Source organism: Vibrio sp. Of7-15, assembly GCF_022347565.1.
Taxonomy (GTDB): Bacteria; Pseudomonadota; Gammaproteobacteria; order Enterobacterales; family Vibrionaceae; genus NORP241.
The window spans coordinates 453,088-467,927 of sequence record NZ_JAKRGH010000001.1; the positions used below are offsets into that span (position 1 = coordinate 453,088).

Sequence of the window (14,840 nt, forward strand, 5' to 3'; positions counted from 1 at the left end):
GTGCATGTGTGTCGTCGCCCATAACGCAACTGATAATATTTAGTATACACAATGAGAGCTACTGACGATGTAAATGAGAAGAAAGGGAATTTACTTTATATCTTGGAGTTATATCTGTTCTGTAGGGTATAGATGGGAGAGATGATTTAGAAAACAGTTGGTATGATATGGATGTAACGAAACCACTTTAAGAGGTTACTATCTGGTTAAAGGTATCATAAAAAAAATAAAAATTGCAGTCTTGTTTAAAAAAAATCTCTGCCTATAATACTGAAAACCGGAGCGTCTGCCAACGCTCCGGTTTTTTTGTGCCTGCAATATAGTATCTGTTTTCTTCTGCCAAAGATTGCATATACAAATGCAGCATTAATTCGTTAATACTAAGGATCTACACCATGCGTATCGAACAAGAACTTAAGTTAGGTTTTAAAGATGTATTGTTTCGCCCGAAGCGTTCAACACTAAAAAGCCGTTCTCAAGTTGAATTAACCCGCGATTTTACATTCAAACACAGCGGTCGTCAATGGTCTGGTACACCTGTTATTGCTGCAAACATGGATTCTGTTGGTAGCTTTGCCATGGCGAAAGCATTATCAGAGCACGGCGTGATGACGGCTGTTCATAAACACTACACCGTTGCTGATTGGGCTGAGTTCGCAAAAGAGAATGATGCTTCTGTTCTGAAAAATGTAATGGTATCTACTGGTACTTCTGAAGCAGATTTTCAAAAAACGAAAGATATCATGGCATTAAGTGATGATTTAATCTTCATTTGTATTGATATCGCGAACGGTTATTCTGAACATTTAGTTCAGTATGTTGAAAAAGTACGCGCTGAGTTTCCAGACAAAGTAATCAGTGCGGGTAACGTTGTTACTGGCGATATGGTCGAAGAGCTGATTCTTGCTGGTGCCGATATTGTAAAAGTAGGTATTGGCCCAGGTTCTGTATGTACGACTCGCGTAAAAACGGGTGTTGGTTATCCTCAACTTTCTGCAATCATTGAATGTGCAGATGCCGCTCATGGTTTAGGTGGCCGTATTATTGGTGACGGTGGCTGTTCATGTGCTGGCGATGTATCTAAAGCATTCGGCGGCGGCGCTGACTTCGTAATGCTTGGCGGTATGTTAGCAGGCCATGAAGAGTCAGGTGGTGAAGTCATTGAGCAAAACGGTAAAACTTTCATGAAGTTCTACGGCATGTCTTCACAGAGCGCGATGGACAAGCATTCAGGTGGCGTAGCAAAATACCGCGCAGCTGAAGGAAAAACCGTACTATTGCCATTCCGTGGCAGCGTTCACGGTACTATCTCAGACATCCTTGGTGGTGTACGTTCAACGTGTACATACGTAGGCGCAGCAAAGCTTAAAGAGCTAACAAAACGCACGACTTTTATCCGCGTACAAGAACAAGAGAACAACGTTTTTGGTAAAGAGTAATCACTCGATAGTTCGGAAATAACGAAGAATTTTAGGCCGCATTTTCGCGGCCTTTTTTATGCCCAAAAATCGTAAGTGGCGACACTTGTTCAAAAAATTTTTGTGGCGACGGTCGTTATAAATCGGAGATTGGGTTTTTAGAACTCTTTATACAACCTAGTCGAAATAGGAACAGAGCGATTCTTTTTTGTTTTGGTATTGGTGTTGGCATTTATGTGATGGGTAGGGCGAAAGTGTGATTGGTCTCTTTGATTAAGTGCCTTTTTAATGCACGGAATATTCATGTATTTACTTTATTATCAATTGTTTATGTAATTTGACTGATGACTTTCCTTTGGTTTATATTCCCCGGAAATAGTTTGTTGGTTAGGCAAACCAGTATTTAAATAAAGGGAAATCACGATGAAAAAAAGTTTTTTATTGTTGGCAATGACTTCGTTATTATCAACTCAAGCACTCTCAAAAGATATTTCATTTTCAAATCCAAGAACTATATTACCAAATGAAGATATTCAATCCTTTGAACTTGCCGATTTAGACGGTAATGGAATACAAGAAATCATATATTTAACGTCTAACGGTGAACTTAAGTATGCAATCCAAGGCCATTATATAGACGAATCATCTCGTGATTTACTTCGTAGTACGGAGTGGGTTGTTGATGGCTATACAGATGTAAAGTTAAGCTTTAGCTCTACCTCATACTCAATTTGGAAAAGAGATTCGGGATATGGATCTAGTTTAGTTTTCAAAGATGGTACATATAGAGCGAGTCCTGGAGGAGATCGTAACAATATAATGATTGATTATATTTCGGATACTAAAATAAGTGGTAAGTTTACGTGTAATAGATGTGGCATTTATTATTATGTTCCTTTCACCGCTACTCCAAAGTAGAAACCAAATTAAAACTGTGAATGCTGTTTAATCTTTTGATGCTGTTCTCGCGTCAAAGCCTTTATCATTTCAACAGAAATAACGAATGATTTTAGGCCGCATTTTAGCGGCCTTTTTTATGCCCCAAAATAGTAAGTGGCGACACTTATTCAAAAGTTTTTTGTGGCGACAGTAGCTATAAACCGGAGATTGGTTTTTTAGCTCTCTTTATACAACCTAGTCGAAATAGGAACAGAACGATTCTTTTTTGTTTTGGTATTGGTGTAGGTAATTTTGTATTTACTGAGCTGATGTCAACGCAGTTGAGCCTCTTCATTCCAGCGTGCTCCCGTGGCTAAACAAATTTTCACTATCTTAATAATGTCTTGGCGTTGGTGCTGGTTAGCCAGATCAAGTAAAAGTGGCAGCTTCTCTTTTGGTAAGAACGCCATTTCACGTTCAGCTTCTTTAAACGGTTTAAGATCTTCTAAAGGGTAGGGCTGAGGCCATTCACCAATTTCCTTTAATTTACTAAATACCGCTTTAAAGTGTGCTAGTTCAGAATTCAGCGTTGAAACACTCGGAGCGCTTTTTTGCCATTTATCATCTACAAAGCTCAGTTGGCCTGCCATGCGTTTACTGCGAAAATCAGCGTATATCTTGGCGTTAAACGTAGAAGCAACTGGGTTACCCATTGCCTCAACCATGTGGCCAAACTTTTGGTAAATTACTTCGCCATTGGTTAGCGTTCGGCCATAGTGGGAATACCAAACATCAATAATGTGTGAAAGCCGGCGGTGATCTGATTTATTGCCCATCCACGGCTTATCATCCACCTCTTTCATGGTGTGAAGCTCAAACGCTTTCGCTTCGCCTTTGGTAGCAAACTTTTTACGAACACGCTTACCTTTACGCCCGTTGGGATAGCATTCGCAAAGCCAAGGTTTAGCAGATCCATCTTTTACGTTTCTGATCGACATAATAATCACTTTAACTGTTTTTATATACAGTAGCGCTGCGATGTTAGATTTGCAATTCCTAAGTCCTTAGATAATAAGTGGAATTAATGATGATTTGTGTCACAGGGTGCATATTTATCGATTGATTGCATGAATGATCAGTTGCTAACTTTAAATAAGTTAATCAATTGGTTGTATGGCTATGATAGTTAGTACTTATCGGGAAGATGGCAGTCAATGTACCACTGAAGCGTATGAAACCGCCAAAATTAACCGGATGGCTTGTTTTGGTGCTAGGCATGCCGATGGCTGCGATGCCTCTACTGCTTTATTGAGTACTGATGGTACTGATGAAGATAAAAATGATGATGGCGAAACATCATCTGACTTGAAAGTCGATTTAGACAAAGCTTCTAATAATTCGCTTTACCTATCTAAAAATAACCATAAGCATAGCCTCGATGAATCCGTATGGGTTGGTACACAGCAAGCGAAAGGGCTAGGTAGTGGCTCTGGTTTTCCTTTGAATAAATCCCTCAGAGCATTACTTACCAATTTATGCCGAAATCCTGAGTATGCCGATAAAGGCCAAACGATTAAAATTGTTGCCTCTGGCGGTCGGCCAATTATAGAAGGCACTCTGTCGGAGTATTTGGTACCAATTTCTACCGTGAGTAGAGAGCATGTTGGCAAAGAGTACATTTTCTGGGGTTCGATCAATAACCTGAATGTCGATAAAAACGGCACTCTATGGCTGAATTACGGTGATTATAGAAAAGAGCCAAGTATTAGCCTTTCATCTTCTTTAAAAGATGAATTACTGGAAAAGTTTAAATTAAAAGAAGTTTCTGAACTGGATGGCTCCGATTTTATTGTTGTTGGCCATGTAGGATTCTCAGAAAATAATAAAGCCATCATCAGTACTGGTTTTACAAAATATCTATCGTTTAGGAAAGTGGAAGTAGTATTAGAGTTTGAAACGTAACCTTTGAGGTGAATTATTTATCAGTTTCCAAAATTATGATCTAACTAGCTCTGGCAGATTACTTTAAATTGGTTTTTCCCTAAAGCTTGTTATGCCAGCAATAGGGCGAATCTAGCTAGGTTAATTTTCAAAATGTGAGCTAGTTAATACACAATGCAAACCATTTTTTTTGCTTTTACCACGCACTTACATGTGTTGGTAACTATTGATATTTAGGTGGTAATTTTATGCCTTTGTGTGGTAAAGTTTGCGCATTGACTTACCATTATATTGGTAGTTATCAAGAGTAGGCTAAAAAATGGAAGATAAAATTATTTTAAGCTTGGTAGATGCAGCCTTGAGAGGTGACAAGTCTATTGCGCAAATGGCAGTTCGAAAACTTGCCTCTAAGGTAAGAGTAACCAATACATCTCTGTATGAGCAACTGACTAGTAGATTAGCGTCGGACGCCCTTCGGAGCCGAGATTTAAAAAGGCAACCACTGCCTGTTGATTCAGATAGTAGGCAAAGTTTAATTCGAGTTGAAGAGCCAGAAATGCTGTTAAAGGCTCCGATTTATTCTGAGAGTGTTTATGAGTCATTTGAACAGGCTTTATTAGAAAGAAAACATGTAGATGCGTTACTATCGGAAGGATTGCAACCAACAAAATCAATGATTTTTCAAGGTCCTCCGGGTGTAGGGAAAACAATGTCTGCTAGGTGGCTAGCAAATAAATTAGAGCTTCCTTTATTGGTGTTGGATTTGGCTACGGTAATGAGTAGTTTTTTAGGGAAAACAGGCAGTAATGTAAGGGCTGTGTTAGAACATGCTATGTCATTTCCATGCGTCCTGTTGCTTGATGAGTTTGATGCGATTGCTAAGCGTCGAGATGATGATAGAGAGCTTGGAGAATTAAAAAGGCTAGTTACAGTTCTTCTTCAGACCATTGATGAGTGGCCTTCAACATCTCTACTTATAGCTGCTACAAATCATGGTGAATTGTTGGATCCAGCAATTTGGAGACGGTTTGATATGGAAATTTCATTCGTAATGCCCTCCGAAAGCATGATTAGTGAATATTTAAGTGAATACTGGCCTGACGCCCAAGGTGGAAAACGAGAAAGCATTGATAAGTTCAAAGGAATGTCTTTTAGTGATATCGATAGGGAGCTAACTCAAGAAAGAAGAGCCAGTATTATATCCGCAATTTCATTAAGGAATCTCGCAGGACAAAAAAGCGTGGATTACTATGAAGAGTTGAGTCTAGATGATAAAAAAGCGATGGCAGTTAAGCTCCATGAGCAAGGTCTTTCTCAGCGAGCCATTGCTGAGAAATTAGGTATTAGTCGACCAACTGTTAAAAAATCAATTGAAGATTTGCAAAAGAAATAAGGAGTAAGATGAAGAACTTTATTATTGGCTATGGTGAGTCTCTGACAGACAAAGTAGAGGTTAAGTCCGGTGGTGGCTCGAAAAAACATCCGTACACTTTTTCTGAAGCTAGAGATCGGTTGGTTCAGGATTTGTCTGTTGTAATTGAAGATATAGATTCTAAGCCAGTAGAGCAGTGTGCGAATGGTGAGGTCGTAATAAAGTTTATTCAGCATCCTTCATATCTTGCTAAATCGTACTACCCAACTAGCTTGTTTAATAAATACGATATTCAAGATGTAGGCTCAAAATCTTTGCGAATTAAGCCTCAAAATTGGGCTGTGAAAAAGCACCCAGAGCAAGGTCTTACATCTTGTATTTTTGTATCAGGAACAAGAGAAAAGTTTGAAGCTATGTTAAATAGCATTAAACATGACAATCTACCCGATGGTACTAAAGAGATCATTCAATCCATTGAGAATGTAAGCTCTATTAAGCCAGAAGAGAAAATAAAGCATGTTGATATAGAACAACAAGAATTGAAATTAGAAGTAGTCTTGCATGCATCTGAAGAAGATAGCGCAGTCCGAAAATCGTTTGGGGACTACTCAAATACCCTCGGCGGAACCGTTGATTGGGAGCGAGCAAAGATTGTCGGTGGGCTAACATTTTTGCCTGTCACCATCCATAATGGGCATGAGCAAGAGTTGGCTGAATTCTCACACCTTAGAGCCCTTCGAAGCATGCCTAAATTACGATTCAATCGTCCGGATGCTACGAGAATGTCTCTTAAGGATGCATTTTCTCTTCCTAAATTCAAGGCTCTTAATAACGATTTTAAAGTTTGTATTTTTGATGGAGGCATTGGTAATGAACACGTTATTAAAGAATGGGTTACGGAGTATATACCTTCAGATGTCGATATGGGCCACCCAAGCTTACTAGCTCATGGAAGTGAGGTTTGCTCTACGTATTTATTTGGACCTTATAATGAGAATCAACCGATCATAAGTGATCCGTACAGTAGTGTTGATATAGTCAGAGTCTTATCTGCAAGTGATACAGACCCTGACTTGTTTGATGTGCTTACTCGAATTGAAGATGTCTTAAAACAAAAGGAATATAAGTACATTAACCTCAGCCTAGGTCCAAGATTGGCAATTGATGATGATGATGTTCATGTTTGGACTTCGGTTATTGATAGGTTACTTCAGGATGGTCATTGTTTCGCTACTGTAGCTATAGGTAATGATGGTGATTTAGAAGGAGAATACGCTAGAATTCAGCCTCCTAGTGATATGGTGAATTGCTTTGCTGTAGGGGCATCAAACACTGAAGGTAATGCCTGGAAGAGAGCCTCTTATAGTTGCGTGGGGCCAGGTAGAAGTCCTGGTGTAGTCAAGCCTGACGGAATAATTTTTGGTGGTTCAAATGAAGAGTTGTTTAAGGTTTACTCTCCATTAACACACTCGATCGTAGGTACTTTAGGAACCAGTTACGCCGCTCCGTATGCACTAAGAGTCGCTGCTGGCGTAGATGCGATAACTGATTTTGATTTGAGTGCGCCAACAGTTAAAGCTTTAATGGTGCATCATGCAAATAAAGAAGGCAATGATCAAAATGACGTTGGATGGGGGCTATTACCTAACTCTCCAGAAGCGGTTGTGGAATGCTTGGATGATGAAGCTATTGTGGTTTATCAAGGTGAGTTAAATAAATCCGAGCATTTAAGAATACCAATTCCAGTACCTGAAGGGATCGATTGTACTTGGGTTCACTTAAAAGCAACTTTTTGCTTTAATGCAATTACAGACCCAGAACATCCACTTCATTACACAAGAAGTGGCCTTGATATCGTTTTTCGTGGGAATGAGAGCAAAGTAACAGGTGAAGCTACTCATGCTGATACAAAAACATTCTTCTCTGTTGGTAACCTGTACGAAACGGAAGAGGATTTACGTGAGGATGCGCATAAGTGGGAAACATGTATTTCAAGGTCACAGAGATTCAAGAAGGCTACGTTGCTGAATCCAGTTTTTGATGTCAAATACCATGCTCGAGAAAAAGGGGGAGGCGTTCAAAAGGAGCTCGAACCTCTAAAGTATTCTCTAGTTCTTTCGATTCGAGCGGAGGGCGATACAAATACTTACAACATGGTACTTCAGCAAAATCAAACGTTACAGTCTGTGAAAGTTACAAATAGACTTCGTATCTAGTATTAACTAAAAAGCGTGGGGGTTACAGCCCTACGTTTTTTAAATCTTGATGCTGGGAGGCCGATAGATTGCTCCGTCTGAGCTTTTATTAGGATCTTACGGCTTTGGCTTACGTCCGAATCGTTGAGAAACTGTTTTAGTTTGCGAGTTAAGTGATTTCGCTATACCAACGGCTTCTTTCATATCTTTTAAGAAATCCGGTACGTTTTGAGTATCTACTTTCCCATCATGGAATTGGAAAAATGAGGCGACGAGATCTTTTTTAATGGCAGCTCTTTCATCTTTCTCTAATTCTTCTAAATATGGAGAAATAGTAGCCAGCTGAATGCCTCGTTGGCGGTAGATATTTTCTTTATGTCGATGAACCGAAGCTTCTTTTAGTAAATAAATTGCGGGTGCCGTAAGCAATATGATCATCGATAATCGCATGAACATAAGAGTCATTGGGTTTTGATTAGCAGCTAAGCTACCATCCACATGGATAACTAAGTCTGGTTTTTGGAAAAATGGAAGACGAACATTAGTAATTTCACTGAAGAATATGGCACCTGCATAAATGGCAGCAAGCATGAAGGCAAAACCAGCAATTTGTAGTATCCAATATACATAGCGTTCAGTATTTGCTTGTTTTATATGTTGATCGGCCATCACTCCTGATGTAACTATACTTAATTGCTTTTCTAGCTTAGCGACTTTTTCATTAAACTCATTCTGTAAGTTATCTTTCAAGTCTTGATAGGTTCGAACCTCTTCATTAATTAAGTCTTTGAGCCCCATCGTTTGAGAAGTAATCTCATCTTGAAGTTCACTTTGTTGCTTGGTGATCATGTTTCCTACTTGTTTTAAGTATGAAAGGTTTTTCTTTTCACCATTTTCAAGAGCGTTGGATAGTGTTTCATTTAACCTTGTTTCTGCGGCTAAATGCTCTTTATTTAGTGCTTCTAGTTGCTTAGAAGATATGTTATTTATTTTTTTTATAGATTCGTGTTCAAATGAAACCAAGTTTGATTTAATTTCTTCAATCGAGTCATTGCTTATTGAAGTGCATTCTAACTGTGTGCGTTCAATAATCGTTGATAGCTCCACTTTAAGTGATTCTACTTCATCTTTAATATATTCTAAGTGTTGATTAGGGTAGTCTGAAATCTTTTTTTTCGATACTTTGAAAGCATCATCTAACTCTTTTTTATAATCTGTTAAATGTGAGTATTGTCTTTCAATGTTATTCTGTAACTCTACTAGCCTTAACTCTTTCTCTTCTAGTTCTTTTATATTAGCTGTAATTTCTTCTTGTAATTTTGAATTGCTCTGTTCATCACGCAGGTGGCTTAACGCTTTATTTAAACTATCATTCAGGCTTAATGTAAGGTGAGATATATCATTAAGGTTTTTTTGTCCGGGTTGGGAAAAGACATTATGAATTTCTGTTGAGGCACTGAAAGCTTTATGTATTTGGACAAAAATAGCATCGATAGGCCAGTCTTTCTCAACATAACTTAGAGAGCTCTGTATACTACCGAGCTGTGATTGTAATTTTCTGTAGAGTTCAGGTACAGGCATTGGAGGCTCAGTAAGTCTACTTAACGAATTTTGAACCTCTTGGGTGAGTTCTTTACTGTTTTTTATCTCTTCTTGGGCTAGTTCTCTAGCCGTTTTTAGTGATTTTTTAAATCCCATCAACCCTTCCTCATCTCAACAACTACTTTGCCAACTACTTCAATATCGTTTTCAGATACTTCCATGGTACTGTCACCGAAGATGATAGCTAGCTTTTTACCTGGCAAGCGCTGGATATGGTTGATAGATAAATGCCCATCAATATCCACTAAATATTTACCTGATACCGCACTTTTGATGTCTTGATTGACTAAGAAGATTGCTTCGTTCGTTTCCACTTCAATAACATCTGCACCTTCAAGGTCGTACTTATTTATACGTCGAGTCGCGTAAGGGATCTCACCCGTATCAATTAGCTTTCCGTTAGTCAGGCAAACTGAAGGCAGAATTACAGTGTCTGTTTGCTTCGGTTGTGGTTTTGCTTGGCTTACTGGCGCAGGAGTAACTGTAGAAGCAGTAGCAACGGCAGGGCGGTTAGGCAGTTTTGCTCTTTCTTCATCAGATAACGCCATGTCCTCAATTGGTATCCCCAATGCTAAATGAAGTCTTACCATGAGTTCGTGAGAAGTACGGTTATGTGTGTTCCAAGTACTAAACGTTTGCTTTGGTACATTTAGTAAGTCAGACATTTCAAGAAGTGTTTTACTTTTAGTTATGCGCTTCAAATTGTCTGTAAAGTCTGAACCTTTCAAATACTCAAAAGGTAGGATTTTATCTTTTCCCATCAGTTTTCCATGCTTTTTTGACGTGAACCTCTAAATGGATGCTTAAAATATCCAGATGGCGATCAACAATCTTCTCGTACTCAGATTCACACACACCGACCAAAGCTGGATGAATCTGAATTTATATGAACTGCCGAGAAGGATACCATCATGCTGACTTATAACCCAGTCTCTCCTGTACCTTTCGTGACTTATGAAGAGTATTCACGAATTTCTAGCCTGCCTATGGGCACCATCAAAGATTATGTAAACCAAGGCAAAACTCTAATTAAGAAAAAAGAGCGTCCTAAAGAAAAGCCGCTGGTAAACATGGTTGCCATGATTGAAATCGCCGCACGTGAAGCCATTGAAAAATTAGGGTAGTGCATGCGCTTTTCCTCTTTGATTCCGAATAAAAACCACTGCCCAATGTGGATTCATGTCATTGCTTGGGTCGTCATTTGTATACCGCCGTTGCTATAGAGAGTGTCATACATGGATGGAGTGAACGCTATGTGCGAATTACGTGACTTCAAACAGCGCTCTTTTGATGAGGTTTGCCGTGATTTTGTGCAAAACCACAATATCGAAAAGCTTGCTGAATCGGTTGGTATTTCAGGCACCATGCTCAGAAACAAACTCAACCCTGAGCAGCCGCATAAGTTAACGCCGGTTGATTTGGCCATATTCTGCAATGCCTCGGGCGATTACACCATAGTAAATACCTTACTTGGCGATTTAGGTGTCGTGGTGGCCGCGGTGCCAAAAGAGGAACAAGCGAAAACGTTCGTTGAACGAGTGCTAATGAACAGCACGTTAGCGGGTGAGCTTTCTCGCGATGCAATCACACTGTGCAATGCAGAACGCTTATACCGCAGCGATAAACGTAAAACCATAGCGCGGCTCAATCGGCGTTAACCAACCTTGTTTCCATTATTTTTGATTTAGAGAACCGCACTACTGGCACAACTCCATTAATTAGTATGGGTATGGAATTGCTTGCCAGCGGTGCTCCTATTCCAAGTTTAGCTTAGGTGAGCACCTGTGTCCGTTTCCGTTATTCCACCTTTAGCAAACCCATGCCCAAACATGCCGCACTATGCGCTACCTCATGAAGATAAGGTGCGTGGTTTAGCCAGTTTACAAAAAGTTCGCGCTCAAATGCGCGAAGAACAGTTAGCCCGCTTGTATTCTCGCCGTTCAGAGCTTGTTCAGCATTACGAAGAGAGCAATAAGTTAAGCGAGCAGCAGCGCATAAGACACGAAATTCGAAAAATAGATTTACAGGCCACACACATTTCAGAGCGTTGGTCTTAAACCTAGCAGTATTTAGTTCTACCTAGCCATTAGGCATTTTGCCTATTCGCCCTCCTATTTGTATAGGCAGAGGGAGGGTTTCTTTTTACCTACATTTCATGAGGTAACAACGATGAATAAGAAAACACAAGCTATTGCGAATCAGTTAGCGGTGCAATCTACGGTGAATTCGATCATGGATTTAGCCATGGTAAACCGAGGAGTGGTTTATTTCGTTATTCGATATTCCAGCCACATTGAAGGGCTTCATATTACGGTTTCTGCTGTAGCGGATGAATTTGAAACGGCAGAGCCAAGAGTTGTGCTTGAGGAGTATGTTGATTTAGCTGGGGAAGAGGCTTTATGTGAGTTGTTGTTGGTTGAAGACAAGCTTATTGAGCTGATTGCTGGGGTGAAAGCTTCACAAGGTGTGGAGGTGAAATCATGAAAGTGCATGAAGTAAAAACCGAAGCTGAGTTTTTCGCTGCCGTTCGCAAGGGGCTGAAAATGTCTGAAGTGCGTTTTAATGATCGTAATTACCAAGTGGGCGATGTGTTGGTTCAGCATGAAATTGACCAAAAAGGCAAAACAACGGGTGAGTCGCTTTGTCATGAAATTACCCACGTTCTTTCTGGTGGTCAGTTTGGGTTAGATAAGCAGTGGTGCGTGTTGTCTCTTGTGAATACGGTTCATATGGATTGTGTTGCTTTGATGGAGCATTTGCGTGATCGCCTTGTGGAAGCGGCCGACTGTATGGATGCAGGTATTGAGGTTGCTCAAGCTGCCAAAGGCCAAACCATCAAAGCGAAATCGATAGCCAAGAAACAAGGTAAACCAGAGGAGTATTAAAAAAAGCTTTACCAGCGAATCATCCGTTTGGAAAAACAGGCAGAGAAGCTAAACAGAACCATCAAGTAACGTGGTGTGCATGTTAGTACCGAAAACAGGTTTTGCATTACTTTTGATAGCGAAGACGCAAAGTAAAAAGTGGATAACTTTATGTGCTGGGCTACCAGCGCTCGAGGCTGGCCATTAACATGCCGAGATATAGACATGAGTGATATAAAAGCCATTTCCGATGAACAATACATGGCTGACTACAAACGCTTCATAGAGAAAAGGTGCTATTGGCAAAGTATGCCTAGGTGTTAATGATAGATCTGTAAATTATATGTAATGCTGATTGCTTATTGAGCGTAACCGTCTATTCATACCTATTATTTAAATGTCCAATTAATGATACATCCTTGACTTGGTTTGTTGTCTTGGTTTGAGCCTTGTATATGTGCTTCAAATCAGTATATCTCCCGAAATCAAAGATATATACGGATCTCAGTCATATAGTTAATGCTATGTGTAACGAGGAAATCAAACGGAGAAGCGCGATGAGAATGGCAAATAAACCAAAATGGTCTGGAAGGATATCTTTGTTGTTTGGAACACTATTATTTTTAGTGGGCTGTGCGAATTTAAACACCATTGCTCGAACTACGTCGCTTGATTCCGCTAGCAACAAAGGCAAGGCAATCCATTTGGACATTCAGCAACGACTATTGATCGTCAACTCCATGGGGAAGTATTGCTCGGAGCCCAGTCCGGATGCCTTGGCGGCCTTTGCTGCTGCTGCAGGCATCGGGGCCAGTTCTCCGGCGAAGGGTGCCGCGACTGCAACCGCTAGCGGAAATTCGAGTGCGGCTAGCATTGGGCTTAGGACCCAATCGATCACTTTGATGCGTGATGCGCTCTACCGTATGTGCGAAGCCTATGGGAACGGCAAGTTGAGTGGGCCACAGGTTATGGCGATGTTGAGCCGTAGTCAGGATCTAACGGCTGTAATCCTCGCGACCGAGCAACTGACAGGAGTAGTTGTAGCACAACAAGCCGCCTTGTCTGGTAGCGCCTCGGCTGATGCTACCTCAGTGATGATCGCCACCTCACAGCTGCTTGAAGCGGCCTTAAAACAACAGCAGCGCGTCCAAACAAGACTGGAAGAGGCGTTAGAACGTAAAAGCGACGCAGAAGGAAAGCAAAAACAGTCCCAAGACGAACTTGCGGCAGCCCAAGCTGATCGTCAAAACAATCCGGGAGACGACGCGGCTGGGCAACGTGCGGGCGCAAGACTTCAAAGAGCGGAGCGAGAACTTGCTACTGCCGACAGTGAAGTTGCTTTGGCTGAAGAAATTCGCGCCTTACGTCAACAAACTCTCGACGCCGCAACAGAACGAGTCCAATCTTTACAAGCTGCTCAGGACTCGGCCGCAACAACTGCGGCAGCATCATCTTCCAGTAGCGCAGCGCTTTCAGGCGGTGGTATTACTAGCCGACTCAATGATCAGTCTACTCAAGCCATCGCTGTAGCTGTGTCCAGTATGGTTAACAATGTGGTGAACAAGCCCTATGTCCTAGATTACTGCATGGCAATTATATCGGCAGACGACAGCAACAATGCAACAGCGTCGCTGAAGGGAGACCTAAATTTGTGCCCAGAAGTCATTCGCAATACGATGGAGATAGAACAAGCCAGGGTTGCCGGAATTTCAGATGAGTTCGATGTAGATGATCTGAAAACCACTAACTGCATCAAATCGTGGCTCAATTCGAATGCCGATAATAAAGGAAAACTGGATCAATGGCGCAAACAAACAGCGGACAACATAGGTCATGTCATTTTTATGTTCGGTAAAAGAGCAAGCAGTTTGCGATCCGATGCAGTTACTGATCTTTCTATTTCGTGCAATTAAGGATGCTTAGATGAACAAACTAACTGATATACCAAAAAGCGAAGTTCCAAGTGTTGTCAAAGAAGCTTTGCGGGCGAGCGCCAGTAAGGTAGAGGTAACCAAACAAGTCAACGGCAAGTATTCTGTTACTTGTTGGAAGTAACCATCAAATTTTTCGCATAGCAATGGGCTGCAAGGGGCGTCGGCGCTGATCCCAGGCGTTATGTGGTCAGAGAGGCCAAAGGTTAGTAATAAATATGACTCAAGTGAGAGATGGCAGAAAATAGAAGCAGAGTTAATGGCGGCTTATGAACTGCTTCCAGAGACAACCATTGAATCCGATAATGGTTATAGAAAAAATGATTTTTTTGATTACATCGCTGCAAATGAGCTTTTGTTAGCAATGGAAGAGTTGGATGGTGTTATAGAAGATAACCCGATCCCATCAAAGTAGTTTTGGAATCATTTAATTCAAGCTGCAAACCTAATGGGTCATGGTCATGCTGATAGATATAAATCGATTCGAAGTGCAGCCACATAACAAACTGCTCAAGAGGAAATAGCTATGCTGCGTATCGTTTGAAAAACTTGAGTGATGAGTAAGAATGTATAACAAAGCAATTAAGGTGACCCGTTACACTCGGCGGTTTTGGTGTGAAGTTCGGTTTGCTTTGTTG

14 protein-coding genes and 2 pseudogenes are annotated in these 14,840 nt (G+C 40.8%); 13 read left to right on the forward strand and 3 right to left on the reverse strand.

Annotated elements, in window-relative coordinates; genetic code table 11:
- The first annotated feature begins 395 nt into the window (after positions 1-395).
- Together MHO82_RS01860 and MHO82_RS01865 are read left to right on the forward strand one after the other, a co-directional pair.
- Positions 396-1,439 (forward strand): GMP reductase, encoded by a 1,044-nt coding sequence (locus MHO82_RS01860; protein WP_239182147.1) that lies wholly within the window; start codon positions 396-398, stop codon positions 1,437-1,439.
- A 402-nt stretch (positions 1,440-1,841) separates the two neighbouring features.
- Positions 1,842-2,336: a hypothetical protein gene (locus MHO82_RS01865; RefSeq protein WP_239182148.1), complete on the forward strand. Its 495-nt coding sequence runs from the start codon at positions 1,842-1,844 to the stop codon at positions 2,334-2,336.
- 203 nt (positions 2,337-2,539) lie between these two features.
- Here the strand turns inward: MHO82_RS01865 and MHO82_RS01870 are convergent.
- Positions 2,540-3,295: pseudogene (locus MHO82_RS01870) on the reverse strand (site-specific integrase); the annotation flags it as partial.
- 181 nt (positions 3,296-3,476) lie between these two features.
- On the opposite strand from MHO82_RS01870, the gene MHO82_RS01875 reads away from it, so the two are divergent.
- The 3 genes from MHO82_RS01875 (at position 3,477) to MHO82_RS01885 (ending at position 7,826) form a co-directional block, all read left to right on the forward strand.
- Entirely contained in the window at positions 3,477-4,259 is a 783-nt protein-coding gene (locus tag MHO82_RS01875; protein WP_239182149.1) for a hypothetical protein, read from the forward strand.
- Positions 4,260-4,557: 298 nt separating this feature from the next.
- Positions 4,558-5,631: an ATP-binding protein gene (locus MHO82_RS01880; RefSeq protein ID WP_239182150.1), complete on the forward strand. Its 1,074-nt coding sequence runs from the start codon at positions 4,558-4,560 to the stop codon at positions 5,629-5,631.
- An 8-nt stretch (positions 5,632-5,639) separates the two neighbouring features.
- Positions 5,640-7,826, forward strand: a complete 2,187-nt coding sequence (locus MHO82_RS01885) for a S8 family peptidase (protein WP_239182151.1) — start codon at positions 5,640-5,642, stop codon at positions 7,824-7,826.
- 96 nt (positions 7,827-7,922) lie between these two features.
- Here the strand turns inward: MHO82_RS01885 and MHO82_RS01890 are convergent, their stop codons facing one another.
- Entirely contained in the window at positions 7,923-9,503 is a 1,581-nt protein-coding gene (locus MHO82_RS01890) for a hypothetical protein (RefSeq protein ID WP_239182152.1), read from the reverse strand.
- Positions 9,503-10,168, reverse strand: coding sequence for a phage repressor protein CI (locus MHO82_RS01895; protein WP_239182153.1), 666 nt, complete (start codon positions 10,166-10,168; stop codon positions 9,503-9,505). The genes MHO82_RS01890 and MHO82_RS01895 overlap by 1 nt, the downstream gene beginning before the upstream one ends.
- Before the next feature lie 150 nt (positions 10,169-10,318).
- Between MHO82_RS01895 and MHO82_RS01900 the strand changes: the two genes are divergently transcribed.
- The 8 genes and pseudogenes from MHO82_RS01900 to MHO82_RS01930 all read left to right on the forward strand — a co-directional run bounded on the left by MHO82_RS01900 (position 10,319) and on the right by MHO82_RS01930 (position 14,617).
- Positions 10,319-10,531: a hypothetical protein gene (locus MHO82_RS01900; protein WP_239182154.1), complete on the forward strand. Its 213-nt coding sequence runs from the start codon at positions 10,319-10,321 to the stop codon at positions 10,529-10,531.
- Positions 10,532-10,642: 111 nt separating this feature from the next.
- Positions 10,643-11,181 (forward strand): annotated as a pseudogene (locus MHO82_RS01905) (phage regulatory CII family protein).
- A 10-nt stretch (positions 11,182-11,191) separates the two neighbouring features.
- Positions 11,192-11,464, forward strand: a complete 273-nt coding sequence (locus MHO82_RS01910) for a hypothetical protein (RefSeq protein ID WP_239182155.1) — start codon at positions 11,192-11,194, stop codon at positions 11,462-11,464.
- A gap of 112 nt (positions 11,465-11,576) precedes the next feature.
- Positions 11,577-11,891: a hypothetical protein gene (locus MHO82_RS01915; RefSeq protein WP_239182156.1), complete on the forward strand. Its 315-nt coding sequence runs from the start codon at positions 11,577-11,579 to the stop codon at positions 11,889-11,891.
- Positions 11,888-12,292: a DUF3850 domain-containing protein gene (locus MHO82_RS01920; protein WP_239182157.1), complete on the forward strand. Its 405-nt coding sequence runs from the start codon at positions 11,888-11,890 to the stop codon at positions 12,290-12,292. The genes MHO82_RS01915 and MHO82_RS01920 overlap by 4 nt, the downstream gene beginning before the upstream one ends.
- Before the next feature lie 956 nt (positions 12,293-13,248).
- Positions 13,249-14,184 (forward strand): hypothetical protein, encoded by a 936-nt coding sequence (locus MHO82_RS01925; RefSeq protein WP_239182158.1) that lies wholly within the window; start codon positions 13,249-13,251, stop codon positions 14,182-14,184.
- A gap of 10 nt (positions 14,185-14,194) precedes the next feature.
- Positions 14,195-14,326 carry a hypothetical protein gene (locus MHO82_RS25735; protein ID WP_275440453.1) on the forward strand — a complete coding sequence of 44 codons (132 nt, stop codon included), beginning with the start codon at positions 14,195-14,197 and terminating at the stop codon, positions 14,324-14,326.
- A gap of 135 nt (positions 14,327-14,461) precedes the next feature.
- The gene (locus MHO82_RS01930; protein WP_239182159.1) at positions 14,462-14,617 is read left to right on the forward strand and encodes a hypothetical protein; all 156 of its coding nucleotides are present in this window, start codon (positions 14,462-14,464) and stop codon (positions 14,615-14,617) included.
- Positions 14,618-14,840: the final 223 nt, after the last annotated feature.